Here is an 18,218-nt window from a genome sequence, read left to right on the forward strand (position 1 = left end):
AACGTAAGTGGTATCACCTTTCATGGCTGACAAGATTATCTACCTCGCCGAAGCCCGCAACGGGGCACCGGCGATCCCTGCGCAGCTGGAAAGCCCCAGCGGCAATGTGGCCGACAGCCTGGGCCGGCCCCTGCACGACTTGCGCATCTCGATTACCGACCGCTGCAATTTCCGTTGCGTGTATTGCATGCCGAAGGACGTGTTCGACAAGAACCACGTGTATCTGCCGCACACGGATTTGCTGTCGTTCGAGGAAATCACGCGCATCGCACGCCTGTTCGTCGCGCACGGGGTGGAAAAGATCCGCCTGACGGGCGGCGAACCGCTGCTGCGCAAGAATATCGAAAAGCTCATCGCCATGCTGGCCGACCTGCGCACGCCGTCGGGCCAGCCGCTGGACCTGACACTGACGACCAATGGTTCCTTGCTGGCAAGAAAGGCGCAGGCGCTCAAGGATGCGGGCCTGAACCGTGTCACCGTGTCACTCGATTCGCTCGACGACGCCACCTTCAAGCGCATGAACGATGTGGATTTTGCCGTGGCCGACGTGCTGCACGGCATCGATGCGGCGCACCAGGCAGGACTCGGCCCCATCAAGATCAACATGGTCGTCAAGGCCGGCATGAACGAGCAGGAAATCGTGCCCATGGCGCACCACTTCAAGGGCACGCCGTACATTCTGCGCTTCATCGAATACATGGACGTAGGCGCCTCGAACGGCTGGAACTTGCAGGAAGTCATCCCTTCGGCAGAAGTCGTGCGCCGTATCGGCGCGCAGATGCCCTTGCTGCCCATCAACCCGAACTACACGGGCGAAACGGCGGCGCGCTGGCGCTATGCGGATGGCAGCGGCGAAATCGGCCTCATTTCCAGCGTCACGCAAGCGTTCTGCGCCGACTGCAGCCGCGCCCGCCTCTCGACCGAAGGCAAGCTGTACACGTGCCTGTTCGCCAGCAGCGGCCACGACTTGCGCAGCCTGCTGCGCGGCGGCCACAGCGATGCAGAAATTTCCTCGGCCGTGGCGCAGCTATGGCGCGGCCGCGGCGACCGCTATTCGCAATTGCGCACCAGCCAGACGGATTTGACGGGCGGCGCACTTGAGCACGGTAAAAAGAAAGTGGAAATGTCGTACATCGGCGGCTGAATCGGGAGCGGCGTACGCCTGCCGCTGCTACCATGGCGTATGCATCCACATTTTCGCCTCTCATGATCAATCAACACGACATTACCGGCCTGATCCTGGCCGGCGGCCTCGGCACGCGCATGGGCCAGCGCGACAAGGGCATGCTGCCCCTGCATGGCCAGCCCCTGGTCCGCCACGTGCTGCAGCGCCTGGCGCCGCAAGTGGGCCAGCTGGCCATCAGTGTCCATGCGGATGCCGGAGATTACGCGCGCTTCGGCCTGCCCGTGTGGCCGGACGTGCTGCCGGGCCAGCTGGGTCCGCTGGCCGGCTTGCACAGCGGCATGCAGCACGCCGACACGCCCTATCTGCTCACCGTGCCGTGCGACTCGCCCCTGCTGCCGCCCGACCTGGCAGCGCGCCTGGCCGCCGGTTTGACACAAAGCAATGCCGACCTGGCCATCGCCGTCACCGAGGACATCGATCCCGCGACGGGTCAGACGGTGCGCCGCCCGCACCCCGTCTTCTGTCTCGTCAAGACTTCCGCCCTGCCCCAGCTCGATGCGTACCTGCGCAGCGGAGAGCGCCGCATGCGCACCTGGCATGGCCCCTTGAAACTGGCCGAGGTGCTCTTCGAGAACAATAGCGCGTTCGGCAACATCAATACCCCGGACGAGCTGGCGGCCCTGCAGGCGCAGGGCCTGTCCGTGCCGATGGCGCAAGCCATCCTGGCCGACACCGTCGCGCCTGTCGCCGAGATCGAGGAACTGCCGCTGCCGCAAGCGTTCGAGCGCATCCTGGCGGCCGACATCATCTCGCCCATCAGCGTGCCCGCGCACGACAATTCCGCCATGGATGGCTACGCCCTGCACGGCGCCGACCTCGGTGGCGACACTGCTGTCACCCTGGCCGTGGTCGACACCATCCTGGCCGGGCGTCCCGGCACGGTCAACATTGGACGCGGCCAATGCGCGCGCATCATGACGGGCGCCGTCATGCCGGACGGCTGCGACAGCGTGGTGCCGCAGGAACTGGTGCAGCACGCCAGCGCACAGCACATCACCGTGGCGCCGGACTGCATCCGCCCCGGCGACAACCGCCGCTTCAAGGGCGAAGACCTGATGCAGGACCAGCCTGCCCTGCTGCAAGGCAAGCGCCTGGGGCCGGCCGAGCTGGGTCTGCTGGCCTCGCTGGGCATCGCCACAGTACCCGTACGCCGGCGCCTGCGCGTGGCCTTCTTTTCCACCGGCGACGAATTGCGCTCGATCGGCGAGCAACTCGACGCGGGCTGCATCTACGACAGCAACCGCTACACCCTGCTGGGCATGCTGACCCGCCTCGGCTGCGACGTGCTCGACATGGGCATCGTCAAGGACAATCCGCAGGCACTGGAAGCGGCCATGCGCGGCGCCTGCGCCTCGGCCGACGTCATCATCACGTCGGGCGGCGTGTCCAGCGGCGCGGCCGATTTTACGCGCGACATCCTGGCGCGCCTCGGTGAAGTGGCCTTCTGGCAAATCAACATGCGCCCGGGCCGCCCCATGGCCTTCGGGCGGATTGCCAGCGAAGGCGAATCGGCCTTGCTGCTGGGCCTGCCCGGCAACCCCGTGGCCGTGATGGCGGCGTTTTATTTCCTCGCCCGCCCGACCCTGCTGCGCCTGATGGGCGCCGCTGCGGACACGGCCAGCCTGCCGCTGCTGCAGGTGGCGGCGCAAGCGCCCATCCGCAAGAAACGGGGCCGCACGGAATACCAGCGCGGCATCGTCGAACGGGGCGCGGACGGGCGCCAGCACGTGCGCGTGACGGGAGCGCAAGGCTCCGGCATCCTGCGCTCGATGACGCAAGCCAATTGCATGATCGTGCTGCACGAAGCGCAAGGCCATGTGGCGGCCGGCGACCTGGTCGATATCGTGCTGTTCCATGGATTGACCTGATGCACCACCACCGGCCAGGCTGACGCGCTGGCCGGGCCGCATTCCACGCTGCGTCACCTGCGTCTCCCCCTCCTCTTCACAACGGCCCGCCCTGCGCGGGCCGTTCGCATTGCCCCTTCGCAATCAATTTATCCTGCACGGCAACTGTTCGGCTATCAAGATAAAAATATTAATCATTTCCATGACCAATAAATCAATAAAGACAACACTAATTGTAATAATTTTATTTATTAGTTGATATTGAAGTTTCTTCGGTGATAACATTCAAACTTGTATAAAGTTCAATTTTGATATTGTTTTCATGAGGAAACTAACAATGAGACACAGCTCATGGATCGCGGGAGCCAGCATGCTGGGCGTGGCATGCCTGCTTGCTACCTTGTCCCTGGCGCCCTTGACCGCCAGCGCGAAAGGCATCGCGCGCGCCGGTGTGCTGGATAACTGCAACTGGAACCGTCCAGGCGTCGACCCGTTCATGGGTGACGTGGTGGCGGCGGTAGACCGCTATACGGATATCGCGCCGCCAGTGCGCGAACAATTGAAGGAGCGCATGCGCGCGCGCCAGTACGATGAGATCGTGGTGATCAGCCGCGACGCCATCCGCGGCAAGGGCAACTACAACACGCGCATCAGCGACATGCATTTCGGCCCTGGCCGCGTTTGCCGCAATGTCACACGTGCAGGCTGGAGCGAACAGATGCAGGAACGGGGACTCGTGTATTGCGTACAGGGCCAGTGCATCCTCGTGCCGACGATTTGCCGTAACGTCAGCCGTATCACGCAGGCACCCGCATCGGCGCCGCCGGCGGCAGGCGCCGCGCCCGCCGGTGCAGCGCCTGTTGCCGCCGCCCCCGCCGCCCCGGAAGCGGCAGGCGTGCCACTGATCGACAATCCCGACGCCTTGCGCGGCGGTTCTTTCACGGGCGGCGCCATGCCGCCCGAGGTGGCCAGCATTCCGTTCCTGCCTTTCAACAATTATGTGCGCACCGTCGGCGGCATCACGCCGCCGGCCGGCATGGGCGGCGGTGGTGGTGGCGGTGGCGGCGGCGGTCTGCCGCCGGACCAGGGCAGCAGCATCATCGTGCCGCCCACCGTGATCATCCCCACCTTTCCCCCCACGGTGCCGACGGTCTTGCCGGCCGTGCCCGAACCGCAAACCTGGGCCATGCTGCTGGCGGGACTGGCGCTGGTTGGCTACAGCGCGCTGCGCCGCCGCACTGTGCGGGCGGCCTGAGGCGGCGCGCTACTCGCCGTCGCCGGCGTCCGCCTTACCCAGCAGCAAGGCGGCGGCCTCGCCCGGCAAGGCTTCCACGGATTTCAATTTGCGCGCCATCTGCCGGCTGCGCACTTCCGCGCTTTCGATATTCTTCGCCGCCTTTTCCAGGGTCAGCCGGGTTTGCGACAGCACGTCGCCGAACTTGCCGAACTCCGTCTTGACGGCGCCCAGCACTTGCCACACTTCCGACGAGCGCTTTTCCAGCGCCAGGGTGCGGAAACCCATTTGCAGGCTGTTGAGCAAGGCCGTTAACGTGGATGGTCCGGCGATGCTGACCCGGTGCACGCGCTGCAATTCGTCGGCCAGGCCCGGGCGGCGCAACACTTCCGCATACAAGCCTTCCGTGGGCAGGAACAGGATGGCAAAGTCGGTGGTGTGCGGCGGCGCCAGGTATTTCTCGGCGATGGTTTTCGCTTCGCCGCGCACGGCCCGTTCCAGCTCGCGTCCGGCCAAGGCCACGCCGTCGGCATCGGCCCGCTCGGCCGCCTCGACCAGGCGCTCGTACTGTTCCTTGGGAAACTTCGCGTCGATCGGCATCCACACGGGAGGGCCGCCGTCGGAGAGGCCCGGCAATTTCAAGGCGAATTCCACGCGCGCGCCGCTGCCGGCCACGGTTTCCACATTCTTCGCATACTGGTCGACAGTGAGTACCTGCTCCAACAGCATTTCCAGCTGCACTTCGCCCCAGGTGCCACGCGTCTTCACATTGGTGAGTACCCGCTTTAAATCGCCCACGCCCAGCGCCAGCTGCTGCATCTCGCCGAGACCCTGGTGGACTTTTTCCAGCCGCTCCGACACTTGCTGGAACGACGCACTGAGGCGCGTTTCCAGCGTGGCGTGCAGTTTCTCGTCGACCGTCTTGCGCATCTCTTCCAGGCGTGCGCCATTGTCGGCCTGCAAGTCGCGGATCTTGTTCTCGAGCGTGGCGCGCACTTCCAGCATGCGCTGCGCATTCGATTCCGTCAGCTGGGCCAGGGTTTGATTGGTACTCTCGGCAAAGCGCGCCAGGCTTTGCGCCTGCTCTTCGCGCCCGACTTTCCCCTGCGCCTGCATCTGCGTGCGCAGGCTGTCGAGTTGTTGCAGAGTCGCCGCCTGGAATTGCGCCAGGCCGGTGGCCAGGTCCTGGCGCGTCGCTTGCGCCGATGCCTGCAGTTGCAGCCGCACTTCGCGCTCGACCCGGTCGATGCGATCCAGGCTTTGCTGCTGGTGCTGCTGCACCAGGGCCAGGGTGGTGGCGCCATCGCCGGCCGCGCCACGCGGGCGCAGCAAGATCAATAGCAACAGGACGATGGCGACGATGGCGGCGCCCAGCAGGCTGTAAAACTCGATTGGGCTCATGGGTGTCAGTCAGGCTTGTTGCGCATCCAGTCGGCCGTCTGATAGAACGATTCCATCAGGCGTACGCGCAAGGATTCTTCGATGCCCGTGTCTTCCATGGCCCAGGCCATGGCGCGCAGCCACTGGTCGCGCTCGCTGGTGCCGATGGCGTAGGGCAAGTGACGGGCGCGCAGGCGCGGGTGGCCGAATTTCTCGATATACAAATCCGGTCCGCCCATCCAGCCCGTGAGGAAGAAATACAGCTTGTCGCGCGAGCCGTCCGTCGATGGCGGATGCATGACGCGGATGCCGGCGAACTCGGCTTCGAGCTCCATCAAGTCATAAAAACGGTCGACCATTTCGCGCAGCACGGGGGCGCCGCCGATGGTCTCGTACAGGGTGGGGGCAGTGGTATCAGTCATGGCCGCCATGATAGCGCAAGCGCTGGCGCCTCATGCGGCGGCAGCTGTCGCTGCCACAATAAAAAGCAATATACTTGACTACTCAAGCTTATGTCAACTACTATGCAATCTTTAAACACGGGAAGATAAAGCATGTCGACCACCGCAGAATCCCACTTGATGCGCAATACCAACTTCCGCTGGCTGCTGGGCGGCGGCCTCGTGTCCATGCTGGGCGACCAGTTCAGCATGCTGGCCCTGCCGTGGCTGGTGCTGAGCCTGACGGGCGATAGCCTCAGCCTGGGCATCGCCGTGGCCCTGATGGGCGCGCCCCGCGCCGTGCTCATCTTATTGGGTGGCACGGTCGCCGACCGGCATTCGCCCCGGCGCGTACTGCTGGCAAGCAAACTGGCCAATGCCGCCATCCTGCTGGCGCTGGCCGGGCTGCTGATGCTGGACCAGGCCAGCCTGGCGCTGGCGTATGCGGCCGCGCTGGCACTGGGCATCGCTTCCGCCTTCGGCATTCCCGCCGGCACGGCCATCCTGCCGCAAGCCGTGCCGGCGCAGTCACTGCAAGCGGCCAACAGCCTGCAGATGGGCGCGCGCCAGTTGTCCTTGCTGGCCGGCCCCCTGCTGGCGGCACTCGTGCTCGGCACCCACGATGGCGCCCAGCACACCGGCATGGCGGCGCTGGCCGCCGCCTTTGCCATCGATGCGCTGACGTTCCTGTTCTCGGCCTGGACCTTGCGGCAAGTCAGCCTGCGGCCACTGGCTGTGGCGGCGGCGCAGGGCATGTGGCGCGACATGGCGGCGGGCCTGGCCATGGTGTGGCGCGACATTCCCTTGCGCAGCTGCTATGTGTACTGGGCGGTGGTGGCCTTCTTCGTCATGGGGCCGCTGCAAGTGGCCTTGCCCGTGCTGGCCAGCGAGCGCCTGCACGGCGCCGCGGCGCTGGGTGTGCTGATGGGCACGCACGGTGCGGGCACTCTGGCCGGCATGCTGGCGTCCAGCCTGGGCGGCGCCTGGCTGCGCCGCCGCTTCGGCGCCACCCTGCTGCTGGTCGATGCGGTCGTGGGCCTGCTGCTGATGGCGCTGGGGCAAATCGGCACGGCCTGGCAGGGCGCGGCCTTGCTGGCCGTCACGGGAATGCTGGGCGGCTATGTGCAGGTAGCCATCTTTACGTGGATACAGCGGCGCGTGGCGCCCGCCATGCTGGGCCGCGCGATGGCACTGTTCATGGGCATCTTCCTGGGACTGGCGCCCCTGTCGGCGGCGGCCACGGGTGCGTTGCTGCGCCACCTGAGCGTGGGCGAGCTGTTCTGCGCTGGCGGCGCCCTGCTGCTGGCCGCCGCCGGGGCCGCCATCCTGTGGACGGATATTCCCCGCATCGGGGCTAGCGATTATGCAGTTCAACCTTAAGGCAGTCACAGCATGGATAAACCACGACAAGCGGCCCTGAAAGCGGCCTACCGGCAACAAGCGCCCGCGCTGGGCATCATCGCGCTGCGCCACTTGCCCAGCGGACGCACCCTGCTCGAACGCAGCCGCAATGCCCCTGGCGCGCTGAACCGCCATCGCTTCGAACTGAATCTGGGCAAGCACCGCAACGCCCTCCTGCAGGCGGACTGGCAACGCGACGGCGCAGCGGCCTTCCGTTTCGAGCTGCTCGATGCCGTCAAGGTGCCCGACGATCCAGCCTTCGATGCGGATGCCGAGCTGGACGCCCTGCTGGCGCTGTACCAGGCACAGCTGCTGGAGCAGGGACAGGCACGCTATTGAGCGGCCATGCTTTACACTTGCGCACTCAAGCACTTCGCAGCGAATTGAAAGGACGTCATGATCGATCACACTCCCCCGCCGCCGGACGGTGCCAGCGCGCTGGACTTCTGCCTGCGCCTGGCGCGCGCCCAGGCCGTGCTGGTGCGCCGCTTCGACAGCATCCTGGGCAATCTGCATGGCCTGAGCTTCAGCGATTATCAATTGCTGTACCACTTGCAGCGCGCGCCCGGCGGCCGCCTGCGTCGCATCGACCTGGCCGAACGCCTGGCGCTGACGGCCTCCGGCATCACGCGCTCCTTGATGCCGCTGGAAAAAATCGGCCTGGTGGCGCGCCAGGCCGATGCGCGCGATGCCCGTGTCGGCTATGCCGTCATCACGGAAGCGGGACAAGCCCTGCTGCTCCACGCCGATGCGACAGCGCAGGCACTGGGCCAGGAATTGCTGGGCAGCGCCAGCGCGGAACAGCTGGCACCGCTGTCCATGCTGCTGGCCGGCATCGCCGGCAGCCAGCCAGCGAACGGCTGACGCATCGCCCTTACACGAGCGCCAGCTTGCGCAGGCGCCGTGTCGACTGCCAGTGCTCCACGCCCGTTTCGTCGCGGATGGCGGCGCAGGCGGCCAGCACTCTTGCGCACTCATCCTCGCGCAAGCCCGCATTCAGGGTCAGGCGCACGATGGCGCGGTTCTTCGCCGTAGCCGGGGCACAAAACATGGCGCCGTAAATGCCGTGCCGTTCCAGCGCCTGGCGCAGGGCCAGGGTGGCCGGTTCGCCGCCCGCCTCCAGCGCCACGATCTGCTCCGTGCCATCGCTGACGTTGTAGCCCAGCTCGCGCAAGCCGTCGCGCACCTGCAGCGTGTGGCGCCGCAGGGTGGCGCGGCGCTCGTCGGCGGCCATGATGAAATCGAGCGCCGCGCCCAGCCACGCCAGCTCATGCGCCAGCAGGCAGGAACTGAAGATGGCGGGGCGTGATTCGGACAAGAAATACCCCTTGAAGCGGCTGGAACAGCTGATGAAACCGGCCCGGCCCGCGAAGGCCTTGGCCAGCGATGCCGTGCGGAAATGCACGCGGTGGCCCAGTCCCCAGGCTTCCACCAGGCCCGCGCCCTGCGGGCCGTGCGTGCCCAGCGAATGCGACTCGTCGACCACCACCACGCAGTGGCTGCGCTCGGCGATATCGAGCAGCTCCAGCAGCGGCGCCAGGCTGCCGTTGGTGCTGTACAGGGCATCGACGACAATCACGCCACGGCCATGCTTTGCCACCTGCCGCCGCAGGTGCGTCATGTCGTTGTGCAGGAAGGGCACGGCCTGGGCCTGGGCCGACAGCACGCCTTCCCACAGCGACGCGTGAGCCTGCATGTCCAGGTAAACGGGAATGCCGGGGCCGGCGATACACTGCAGCAAGCCGACGTTGGCCGCCATGCCGGACTGCGCCAGGATGCCATCCTCGCAGCCCATGAAGCGGGCCAGCCGGCTTTCCAGCCGGTGCTGTTCGCTGCCTTCCTGCAAGTACACGGCCGACATCAGCATGCCGCCCGCATGCGCCTGCAGGGATGCCACCTGCGCCGCCACCAGTGTCGGCTCGGCGGCGATGGACAGGTAGTCATTGCCGGCCAGGAAAATAGCATGGGCGGGGGTCGGTTGCCAGGCATGGGGATGCTGGCCGCCCAGCAGTTTTTCGATGCGCGTGATGTGATGCGCATCCATGCGCCGCACGATGTAGTCGGGCAGGCAGTGTTCGGCACGGGCGAAAGATGGGGTATGCACGCTGGTAGCGATAGTCATGGTTTTTCTCCTAGGGAAAGGTTTGCTGCAAATTAAAGCCTTGACCGTGTTGCAAACCCATCCATTGACGTATATCAATGTCCGACGAGATAACCGTTCAACCAGGAAAATTTACGCGATGATAATGTTCTAAAGAGAATCTAGGCAGAGTCATGACGCAGCAATTGCAAGGACGATGGACACACTGGCGCAGGCGCCTGCTCCATTCGCTGCTGCATGAGCGCGTGCCGCATGAGGACCTGGCCGGCCGAGTCGCCATGCTGGCCGCCGTGGGCACGGTGGCGATGCCGCTGTACTACCTGCTGTGGCATTACTTTTTTCCGCAAGCCTATGAAAACCTGACCCTGCGCCTGACGGGCGTGGGCATTTGCATGGCTGGCCTGTTTGCCCGCCGCTTCTCGGTCCGCTGGCTGTCGCGTTACCTGCTGTTCGCGCTCAGCTACATCCTGCCCTTCTTCTTTACTTTCATGTTTTTGATGAACCATGCGTCGTCCATCTGGAGCGAATCGCTGCTGATCGGCCTGGTCGTGCTGTTTCATTTCGAAACGAAACTGGCGTGCTGCGCCTACCTGATCGGCACCAGCGCCGCCTGCCTCGCCGTCATCCTGCAGGGGGAAGGCGGCTTCCTGCTGCAACGTGAAGTGCTGCAGCAACTGCCCGTGCACTGGTTCACCATTGCCGCGCTGTCCGTGGTGAAAGTGGGCAGCAAGGTGCTGGAACTGGAACGGCTGGCAGGCCTGGCGGCCGGGCTTGGTTCCGTGGCGCACGAGCTGCGCACGCCGCTGACCAGCGTGGAAGCCAATGTGCGGGGCATGCGCCGGCTGCTGCCGCAGCTGGCCGACCAGGCGGACGACATGCCCCCGTTGCAGGAAGCCCTGTCGCGCATCCAGTTCGAAGTGCGCCACATGCATCACATGATCGATCTGTTCCTGATGAGCGCCAGTGCCGTGAACCGCAACCTCCAGCCTAACCAGGCGCTATCGATGCTGGAGATGGTGAACTCCGTGCTCAAGCGCTACCCATTTACCAGCAACAGCCAGCGCAGCAGCGTCAAGGTGGACGTGCGTGCCGACTTCCAGTTCGCCGGCCAGGACGAACTGTGCGTGGTGATCCTGCTGAATCTGCTGAGAAACGCGCTGAAAGCCATCCAGCGGGCAGGCAAGGGACGCGTGCGCATCATCATCGACGGCGCCCGCCCCGTGCCCAGGCTGCTGTTCATCGACACGGGCTGCGGCATCGCGAAGAACCGCCTGCCGCTGATCTTCGAGCGTTTTTACTCCTATCCCGTCCATAACGGCAGCGGCATCGGCCTGGCCCTGTGCCGCCAGATCGTCACCGCCTGGCAGGCGCGCATCCGCTGCGTGTCGCGCGAGCATGCCTATGCGATTTTCATCCTGGAATTCCCCCAGCCCGTGCCTGCCCGCTTCCAACCCTCTTCCCCCGCAAGGTGACGCATGCAACTGCCCGTCTACACCCATCCGACCCTGACCGTATTGATCGACGACAGCGATTCCTTCCTGAAGAGCCTGGCGTTCCAGCTCGATCCCGGCCTGGCGCGCAAGACCTTCCACGACACCAGCAGCGCCCTGCACTGGTTGCGCCAGAGCGCGCAGCCGGGCGAAACGCCGCTGCACGTCAACTTCGACACGCAAAACCTGCCGCCCGACCAATGCAACGTGGCGCTCGACATCGAACGCATCTGGCGCATCAGCGGCCAGGCGCAGCGCTTTGCCGTGCCCTCCGTGCTGGTGGTCGATTATTCAATGCCGCAGATGAATGGCCTGGAATTTTGCCAGGCCGTGCGCGACTTGCCGTGCAAGAAGATTCTATTTACGGGCGCGGCCGATGAAAAAGTGGCCGTGACGGCCTTCAACCGGGGCTTGATCGACCGCTATATCAAGAAAAGCGACGACGATGCGCTCGACATCCTGGAACAGGAAATCGTTGCCCTGCAGCGCGAATTCTTCCTGCAGCAATCGGAGACCGTGCGCGACTTGCTGATGCTGCACGACTACAGTTTCCTGCAAGACGAAGCGCTGGCCGCCGTCGTGCACGAGCTGTGCCAGCGCCATGGTTTTGTCGAATACTATATTTTCCCCAATCCCAGCGGCATCCTGTTCTTCACGCGCGAAGGCCACGCCAAGCTGATGATCATCGAGACGGAACGCAGCCTGCATACGCAGTACGAAATGGCGCGCGACAGCGACGCGCCCGAGTCACTGCTGCTGGCCCTGCTGGAAATGCGAGTGATTCCCTACTTTTCCGACGCCGACAGCGACGGCATGTACGCGGCGCAGATCGGCGAAAACTGGTTCCGCTACTGCGCCGCGCCCACCATCTGCCTGGGCCGCATGACGTATTTCTGGGCCCTGTTCGACGTGCCGGCGCACCAGCTGGGGCAGCCGGTGATGTCCTACGCGCAATTTCTGCGGGCGGGCGCAGGCGATAGCGTCAGCGCTTAAGACTAGCCTTCCCGCAAGGTCTGCAGGGGCGGATGTTTCAGCACGTTACGCAAGCCCAGCCAGCCGCCGGCAATCGCGCACAGGGCGCCGGCCAGCAAACCAAAGGCCCACACGCCAGGCGCGAAGCTCCAGGCGAACTTGAACTGGTACGTGGCCAGCGCCCAGCCCATGGCGGCCGCGCCCGATGCCGCCAGCAAGCCGGCCAGGGCGCCGACGAGCGAAAACTCGATCAACTGGGCCTGTGCCAGCTGGCGCCGCGTGGCGCCCAGCGCGCGCAGCAGTCCCGCTTCGCGCGTGCGCTCGTCCTGCGAGCCCATCAGGGCCGCATACAGCACCAGCAAGCCCGAGGCCAGCGTGAAGGCAAACAGGAATTCGACGGCCGTCACTACCTGGTCCAGCACGCCCTGGATTTGCTTGAGCACGCCGCCCACGTCGACCACCGTCAGGTTCGGATAATCGCGCAGCAAGGCATTGCCCAGGTCCGCCTGCGCGGGTGGCAGGTGAAAGGCCGTGATCCACGTCTGCGGCGTGTCCGCCATCGCGGCCGGATTGATGATGACAAAGAAATTGACGCGCATCGAGCCCCATTCCAGCTTGCGCAAGCTGGTAATGGCCGCTTCCACGGGCTGGCCGGCGATGTCGAAGCGCAGCTTGTCGCCCAGTTTCAGTTTCAATGTCTTGGCGATGCCCTCCTCCACCGACGCCTCGGCCGGCGCACCGGGCCCATTGCCGAACCACTTGCCGGCGACCAGCTTGTTTTCTTCCTGCATCGTGGCCATCGTCGACAGGTTGAATTCGCGGTCGGCCAGGCCCTTGGCCCGGTCATCCTCGTAGGTCGTTTCCGTGATGGCGTTGCCGTTCACGGCCACCAAACGCCCGCGTATCATCGGATACAAGGGCGCGTTGGCCACGCCGGCCTGGGCCAGGCGCGCGGCGATCGGGTCTTTCTGTTCCGGCAGGATATTGATCATGAAGCGGTTCGGCGCGTCCGGCGGCGTGGCGTTGCGCCAGGCCACCATCAAGTCGCCGCGCACCACCGTCAGCAGCAGCAAGGCCATCAGGCCCAGCGCCAGCGACACCACCTGGATGACGGTGGCGCCCGGGCGGCGCTGCAGGGAAGTGACGGCAAAACGCCAGCCCTGGTGATTGAAGGCGCCGCGCAGGGTTTTCAGCGAGCGGATGCCCAGCCAGCCGGCCAGGCCGAACAGGGCGAAGCCGCCGAGGAAACCGGCCGCCGTCAGCAGCGCCAGTTTCACGTCGCCCGCCTGCCACAACAGCAGCACGACGAAGGCGGCGATGCCAAGGCCATACGTGGCCACGGCCAGCGCCTGCGGCGGCTCCTGTTCGCGGCGGATCACGCGGTTATGGGGAACATTGCGCAACTGCAAAATCGGCGGCAGGGCAAAGCCCAGCAGCAACAGCATGCCGGTGGCCACGCCCTGCAGTGCGGGCAGCATCGAGACGGGTGGCAGGTCGCTCTGCACCAGTTTTCCCAACAGCTCCAGCAGCACCAGGTGGCCGCCGAAGCCCACCATCACGCCGACCACGCTGCCGGCCAAGCCAACGAGCAGGAATTCGATCACGTACATGGCCGTGACCTGGTTTTGCGTCAAGCCCAGGCAGCGCAGCATGGCGCACGCATCCAGGTGGCGCAGCATGAAGCGGCGCGCCGCCATGGCCACGGCGACGGCCGCCAGCATGGCCGACAGCAAGCCGACGAGTGACAGGAAACGGTCGGCGCGGTCCAGGGTCGATTGCATCTGCGGACTGCCCGATTCCAGCGACTCGATGCGTACGCCCTTGATGGCCTGCGTCTTGATCTGGCTTTCCAGCCAGGTTTGATATTGCGCAAGCTCGGCCGCCTTGGCGGGCGGCGCCGACAGCAGCAGCCGGTATGACACGCGCGAACCGTTCTGCACCAGCGCCGTGGCGGCAAGATCGCTGAGGGGCAGCATCACGCGCGGCGCGAAATTGAGGAAGGAGGCGCCGCGGTCGGGCTCGCTGGCGATCAGTTGCGTGACCGTAAATGCCTTGTCGCCCAGGGTCAGAGTGTCGCCCAGCCTGGCGTTCAGGCTGGACAGGATGGCCGCATCGACCCACAGGGTGCCGGGCGCCGGCACCTGGTCGGTTGGCCGTCCCACGGCATCCTGCGCCTCGCCCGGTTTGGTCGTGATCTTCAGCTTGCCCCGCTGCGGGTAGCCGGGCGAGACGGCCTTGATGGACGCCAGCTGCGACAGCGACTGTTCGCCCTCGCCCGCCTGCGCCATGCTGGGAAACGTCACCGTGTCGGCCAGGAGGAAGCCGCGCTTCTGCGCTTCCGCGCGCCATGCGGCATTGACGGGCTGGTCGGCGCTGATGACCAGGTCGGCCCCCAGCAACTGGTGCGCGTCGCGGTTCAGGCCCGCGCGCAGGCGGTCGACGAAGAAACCCACGGCCGACAGGGCCGCCACGGCGACGATCAGCGCAACGAGCAGGAAACGCAGTTGCCCGGCGCGCCAGTCGCGGCCGGTCATTTTCAGGGAGAGGCGGAACATGGGCGGCGGGTCTTTATGAGGATGTTATTGCGCGCTGCCGTGGGCGGCCGCGTGCTGGGCGAAATACGCATCGACGGTAGCGAGGAAGGCGTCTTTCTGCGCCTGCGGCAGGAAGGCGGCAATGAAACCGTTGCGCGCCAGGCGTTGCGCGTGGGACAGGCCCAGCGGCAAGGCGTCGAAGATGGCGTCGAAATTGTCGTTCATGTAGCCGCCGAAATACGCGGGATCGTCCGAGTTCACCGTCACCAGCAGGCCGGCGTCGAGCAGTTGCACCAGGTTGTGGTCATGCATCTGGTCGAACACGCGCAGCTTGGTGTTCGACAGCGGGCAGACGGTCAGGGCGATCTGTTCGCGCGCCAGGCGGGCCGTCAGTTCCGCGTCTTCCAGGCAGCGCACGCCATGGTCGATGCGTTCGACCTGCAAGTCGTCGAGTGCCGTGCGGATGTAGGCTGGCGGACCTTCCTCGCCCGCGTGGGCCACCAGGTGCAGGCCCAGCTCGCGGCAACGGGCAAACACGCGCGAGAATTTCTCGGGCGGGTTGCCCACTTCCGACGAGTCGAGACCGATGCCGATGAATTTGTCGCGGTGCGGCAGCGCGTCTTCCAGGGTCTCGAACGCTTCTTCCTCGCTCAAGTGGCGCAGGAAGCACAGGATCAGGGCCGCGCTGACGGGGCTGTCCTGGCAGGCGCGGTGGATGCCGTTGATCACGTCAGCCATGGCCACGCCGCGCGCCGTGTGGGTTTGCGGGTCGAAGAAGATTTCCGTGTGCAGCACGTTATCGGCTTCGGCGCGGCGCAGGTAGGCTTGCGTCATGTCATAGAAATCCTGCTCTTTCAAGAGCACGCTTGCGCCAGCGTAATAAATGTCGAGAAAAGACTGCAAATCCGTAAAAGCATAGGCGCTGCGCAAGTGTTCCACCGATTCATAGCCCAGCGGCACGCCATTGCGCTCGGCCAGTGCGAAAATCAGTTCTGGCTCCAGCGAGCCTTCGATATGGATATGCAGTTCGGCCTTCGGCATGCCGCGGACGATCGCGCGCAATTGGGGGTTCATCATGGGTGTTCCTTATAGGGTGACGATAAAAATGCTGGCTCGCACGCGCCGGGCGCGGTGCGGAAGACGCACGCGCGGCGCGCAGGGCCATCAGACATGCAGGCATCTTAGCGCAAGATGGCCAGCCTCACCGGCGCCCGGCCGCCATGGCGCAGGCTGCGGCAGCGCCATGGCCGGCTCCGGCACGCGCTGGCGAATTGTCGTATGATGATTTAAAAGGTACAAAAAGGTTCATTGAAATTGATGGAAAATCTGATGATTTATCCAATTAAATCAACAATTTACAAACAAGTATTAAGGATATGCTGACATATCTTTTGACTTCCTGATCCTTTAGAGCAATAATAAATTTCATGGGGTAAAGGTAGGTGCAACAAGCGCTATCAACAGTGAAAAAAAAGCCGGCTGGCTACGTCAGCACACGGCATCAAGCGCCAGTTTTTTGGTCCGGGCAATCCGGACTCGCAAAGACAGCCGGGCTTGAAACAACAATAAAAATCGATACGGGGTACAGGAAAAGTTCAGACGGCAAGCCCAGGCGAGTGCCAGGCGGGCGGCCATGGTGACTGGCAGTACAGGTTTACATTAAAGGACATTGACATGACCATTTTTGATAACTATGCAGCACGCTACGAGCGCACCCGCGAAGAGGAAATGTCGCTCACCGAATACCTGGCCCTGTGCAAGAAGGACAAGCTGACCTATGCCAGCGCGCCCGAACGCATGCTGGCCGCCATCGGCGAGCCGCAACTGGTCGACACGCGCAACGACACGCGATTGTCGCGCATCTTCGCCAACAAGATCATCAAGATCTATCCCGCCTTCCGCGAGTTCTACGGCACCGAGGAAGTCATCGAGCAAGTCGTCTCGTATTTCCGCCACGCGGCGCAAGGCCTGGAAGAACGCAAGCAGATCCTGTATCTGCTGGGGCCCGTCGGCGGCGGCAAATCGTCGATCGCGGAAAAGCTCAAGTCGCTGATGGAGCATGTGCCCTTCTATTGCCTGAAAGGCTCACCCGTCAACGAATCTCCGCTGGGCCTCTTCAACGAGGAAGAGGACGGCACCATCCTGGAAGAGGATTACGGCATCCCGCGCCGCTACCTGCGCAACATCCCCAGCCCGTGGGCCGTGAAGCGCCTGCATGAATACAATGGCGATATCAACCAGTTCCGCGTCGTCAAGCGCTATCCGTCCGTGCTGAAACAGATCGCCATCTCGAAAACGGAGCCGGGCGATGAAAACAACCAGGATATTTCTTCGCTGGTGGGCAAGGTCGACATCCGCAAGCTGGAAGACTATGCGCAGGACGACCCGGACGCCTACAGCTATTCGGGCGGCCTGTGCCTGGCCAACCAGGGCCTGATGGAATTCGTGGAAATGTTCAAGGCGCCGATCAAGGTCTTGCACCCGCTGCTGACGGCCACGCAGGAAGGCAATTACAAGGGCACGGAAGGCTTCGGCGCCATCCCGTTCGACGGCATCATTCTGGCCCACTCGAACGAGTCGGAATGGAAGACCTTCAAGAACAACCGCAACAACGAGGCGTTTCTTGACCGTATCTATATAGTCAAGGTGCCGTACTGCCTGCGCGTCTCCGATGAAATCAAGATCTACGACAAGCTGGTGGCCAATTCCTCGCTGGTCAAGGCCCCATGCGCGCCCGGCACCCTGCGCATGATGGCGCAGTTCGCCATCCTGTCGCGCCTGAAAGACCCGGAAAACTCCAGCATCTTTTCGAAGATGCTCGTCTACGATGGCGAGAACCTCAAGGACACGGACCCGAAAGCCAAGTCCATGCACGAATACGTCGATTACGCGGGCGTGGATGAAGGCATGAACGGCTTGTCGACGCGCTTTGCCTTCAAGATCCTGTCGAAAGTGTTCAACTTTGACAATTCCGAAGTGGCCGCCAATCCCGTGCATCTATTATATGTACTGGAACAGCAGGTCGAGCGCGAGCAGTTCGCGCCGGAACTCGAGCAGCGCTACTTCTCCTATATCAAGGAGCACCTGGCGCAGCGCTATGTGGAATTCATCGGAAAGGAGATCCAGACGGCTTACCTGGAAAGCTATTCGGAATACGGACAGAACATCTTCGACCGCTATGTGACGTTTGCCGATTTCTGGATACAGGACCAGGAATACCGCGATCCGGACACGGGCGAAAGTTTCGACCGCGAATCGCTGAACAATGAACTGGAAAAGATCGAGAAGCCGGCGGGAATTTCCAATCCGAAGGATTTCCGCAATGAAATCGTGAACTTCGGCTTGCGCGCGCGGGCCTCGAACGGCGGCAAGAATCCCGCCTGGACCAGTTATGAAAAGTTCCGCACCGTGATTGAAAAGAAAATGTTTTCGAATACGGAGGAATTGCTGCCCGTGATTTCCTTCAATGCCAAGGCCAGCGCCGACGATGCCAACAAGCACGCCGACTTCGTGGCCCGCATGGTGGAAAAAGGCTATACGGCCAAGCAGGTACGCCTGTTATGCGAATGGTACTTGCGCGTACGCAAGTCGTCATAGCGCGGACAGCGAAGGCGCGCTCCCGCCCGATGGATG

The 18,218-nt window shown here is 63.9% G+C and carries 14 protein-coding genes; 9 read left to right on the plus strand and 5 right to left on the minus strand.

The window, feature by feature from the left end; all coding sequences use genetic code 11:
• Window positions 1–22: 22 nt before the first annotated feature.
• The 3 genes from moaA to O3297_RS15440 all read left to right on the plus strand — a co-directional run bounded on the left by moaA (window position 23) and on the right by O3297_RS15440 (window position 4,288).
• Entirely contained in the window at window positions 23–1,144 is a 1,122-nt protein-coding gene (moaA, locus tag O3297_RS15430) for a GTP 3',8-cyclase MoaA (protein WP_305049082.1), read from the plus strand.
• Between the two features lie 62 nt (window positions 1,145–1,206).
• On the plus strand, window positions 1,207–3,054 hold the full coding sequence (glp, locus tag O3297_RS15435) for a gephyrin-like molybdotransferase Glp (protein ID WP_305049083.1): 1,848 nt from the start codon (window positions 1,207–1,209) through the stop codon (window positions 3,052–3,054).
• Window positions 3,055–3,370: 316 nt separating this feature from the next.
• Window positions 3,371–4,288: an MHFG family PEP-CTERM protein gene (locus O3297_RS15440; protein ID WP_305049084.1), complete on the plus strand. Its 918-nt coding sequence runs from the start codon at window positions 3,371–3,373 to the stop codon at window positions 4,286–4,288.
• Window positions 4,289–4,297: 9 nt separating this feature from the next.
• On the opposite strand, the gene rmuC is transcribed toward O3297_RS15440, so the two are convergent.
• Together rmuC and O3297_RS15450 are read right to left on the minus strand one after the other, a co-directional pair.
• Complete coding sequence (rmuC, locus tag O3297_RS15445) at window positions 4,298–5,668, minus strand: DNA recombination protein RmuC (RefSeq protein ID WP_034785265.1); 1,371 nt, start codon at window positions 5,666–5,668, stop codon at window positions 4,298–4,300.
• A 5-nt stretch (window positions 5,669–5,673) separates the two neighbouring features.
• Entirely contained in the window at window positions 5,674–6,069 is a 396-nt protein-coding gene (locus tag O3297_RS15450) for a group II truncated hemoglobin (RefSeq protein ID WP_034785429.1), read from the minus strand.
• 132 nt (window positions 6,070–6,201) lie between these two features.
• On the opposite strand from O3297_RS15450, the gene O3297_RS15455 reads away from it, so the two are divergent.
• Genes O3297_RS15455 through O3297_RS15465 form a run of 3 tightly spaced genes read left to right on the plus strand, consistent with a single transcriptional unit; the run spans window position 6,202 to window position 8,352 of the window.
• Window positions 6,202–7,467, plus strand: a complete 1,266-nt coding sequence (locus O3297_RS15455; protein ID WP_305049085.1) for an MFS transporter — start codon at window positions 6,202–6,204, stop codon at window positions 7,465–7,467.
• Window positions 7,468–7,479: 12 nt separating this feature from the next.
• Window positions 7,480–7,827, plus strand: a complete 348-nt coding sequence (locus tag O3297_RS15460) for a GIY-YIG nuclease family protein (RefSeq protein WP_151096742.1) — start codon at window positions 7,480–7,482, stop codon at window positions 7,825–7,827.
• A gap of 57 nt (window positions 7,828–7,884) precedes the next feature.
• Window positions 7,885–8,352, plus strand: a complete 468-nt coding sequence (locus O3297_RS15465; RefSeq protein WP_070281316.1) for a MarR family winged helix-turn-helix transcriptional regulator — start codon at window positions 7,885–7,887, stop codon at window positions 8,350–8,352.
• Window positions 8,353–8,362: 10 nt separating this feature from the next.
• Here O3297_RS15465 and cqsA read toward each other — a convergent pair whose 3' ends face one another.
• Window positions 8,363–9,610 (minus strand): alpha-hydroxyketone-type quorum-sensing autoinducer synthase, encoded by a 1,248-nt coding sequence (cqsA, locus tag O3297_RS15470; protein WP_305049086.1) that lies wholly within the window; start codon window positions 9,608–9,610, stop codon window positions 8,363–8,365.
• Window positions 9,611–9,762: 152 nt separating this feature from the next.
• On the opposite strand from cqsA, the gene O3297_RS15475 reads away from it, so the two are divergent.
• Window positions 9,763–11,061, plus strand: a complete 1,299-nt coding sequence (locus O3297_RS15475) for a sensor histidine kinase (RefSeq protein ID WP_305049087.1) — start codon at window positions 9,763–9,765, stop codon at window positions 11,059–11,061.
• A 3-nt stretch (window positions 11,062–11,064) separates the two neighbouring features.
• Window positions 11,065–12,072, plus strand: coding sequence for a response regulator (locus tag O3297_RS15480; RefSeq protein ID WP_070253702.1), 1,008 nt, complete (start codon window positions 11,065–11,067; stop codon window positions 12,070–12,072).
• Between the two features lie 2 nt (window positions 12,073–12,074).
• Here O3297_RS15480 and O3297_RS15485 read toward each other — a convergent pair whose 3' ends face one another.
• Window positions 12,075–14,606 carry an ABC transporter permease gene (locus O3297_RS15485; RefSeq protein ID WP_305049088.1) on the minus strand — a complete coding sequence of 844 codons (2,532 nt, stop codon included), beginning with the start codon at window positions 14,604–14,606 and terminating at the stop codon, window positions 12,075–12,077.
• A gap of 24 nt (window positions 14,607–14,630) precedes the next feature.
• Window positions 14,631–15,662: an adenosine deaminase gene (locus O3297_RS15490; RefSeq protein ID WP_305049089.1), complete on the minus strand. Its 1,032-nt coding sequence runs from the start codon at window positions 15,660–15,662 to the stop codon at window positions 14,631–14,633.
• A 597-nt stretch (window positions 15,663–16,259) separates the two neighbouring features.
• Here O3297_RS15490 and O3297_RS15495 point away from each other — a divergent pair.
• Window positions 16,260–18,182, plus strand: coding sequence for a PrkA family serine protein kinase (locus O3297_RS15495; protein WP_034785249.1), 1,923 nt, complete (start codon window positions 16,260–16,262; stop codon window positions 18,180–18,182).
• Window positions 18,183–18,218 lie beyond the last annotated feature (36 nt).

This window comes from Janthinobacterium sp. SUN128 (assembly GCF_030587275.1).
GTDB classification, from domain to species: domain Bacteria; phylum Pseudomonadota; class Gammaproteobacteria; order Burkholderiales; family Burkholderiaceae_D; genus Janthinobacterium; species Janthinobacterium lividum.